Annotated in this window: 1 protein-coding gene; it reads right to left on the reverse strand. The window is 35.3% G+C overall.

The annotated features are described in order from the left end of the window. Positions 1–200: 200 nt before the first annotated feature. The gene (locus JQC92_RS22370; protein WP_205001730.1) at positions 201–998 is read right to left on the reverse strand and encodes an ankyrin repeat domain-containing protein; all 798 of its coding nucleotides are present in this window, start codon (positions 996–998) and stop codon (positions 201–203) included. Between the last annotated feature and the right edge of the window lie 220 nt (positions 999–1,218).

The following is a 1,218-nucleotide window of genomic DNA, read 5'->3' on the forward strand; positions in this document are numbered from 1 at the left end:
TGACTGCTGTAAAAACTTTGAAGTAAGTGATGGAAGCTGAAGTGATTTCATGTCAATATTTACTTGAGAGTTAGTGTGTTATTGTTTTTGTCTAAGCAACAAGATTATAACACATTAACGCTCATCTTTTGTTTATATATCAACCACATACAGATTTAAATGTGTCAATTTTGAACTCCGAAACTTGAGTTGAAATAACATTAAAGTTTTGTATCACTAGTTACTGTAGGGCTTTCTATTATGTCAAACTCTCGCATAGATCGCTCTTGAAGAGAAATAGAAAATACTATGTCTTCTAGTATCGAAGACAAATACTCTATATATTCTGGATGTTTGTTTAATGCTTTCGCTAATTGAAGAGCTGTTTTCCTATCGCCATTTTTAACCTGCACTAGTTTTGGCAACAAACCTGCTTTATTTGCATGTTCAACAAGCAACCTAGCGCAAGTAATATGTCCAAGATTCACAGTATTAATAAGAGGGGAATCATTTGGACCATTATCAAACAACCTTGCACCTTTTTCTAATAAACATTCAAGCATCATTGGTCTGTTAAAGCCTGCGGCTAAATAAAGCGCAGACCAACCTTTTTTAGAAACGGCATTAACATCAGTTGTTTTATCAAGTAGTTGCTCAAAAATATCAAAATCACCTGAGCGAACGGCTTGCATTAAAGCAGTATTGCCATCTTCTTGAGAAACGTTCACTTTTGCACCTGCTTTCAACAATACCCTAACAAGGTTCGAATTTTTTGAAAGTAGCGCTAAGATTAGAGCTGGAGTTCCTTCGGAGTCTTTAGCGTCAACATTTGCATTGAGTATAATTAGCTTATTTGCAAGGAAGCTCCAACCATCCATCGTACATACTCTTAAAAGACATTTAGTAGGATCTTTAGCTAACAAACCAGCATCAAGAGCTGCTAATGCCATTTCTAAATTTTTAGACTCAATTACAGCCTCTAAATAGTCCTCAAAAATCACAGAAGCAGTACTAGTCACACAACCATTTCTTAATGCTTCCCTGAAAGAGGTAAGCTCACCTTTTCTAACTAATTCAATCAGTTGACATGGATGACCAAGTCTTTCTTCTAATGCATCGATAGGGTGTTCAGTTTAATTAATGTCATGAATGTGAGAATTAAATGAGATAATATTCAGACAGTATTTGCTTTCCTTGTAATAACGCTATGCCAGCACAAATAATTTCCTCATCAAGCCA

The organism is Parashewanella hymeniacidonis, assembly GCF_016900895.1.
In the GTDB taxonomy this organism is placed as follows: Bacteria; Pseudomonadota; Gammaproteobacteria; order Enterobacterales; family Shewanellaceae; genus Parashewanella; species Parashewanella hymeniacidonis.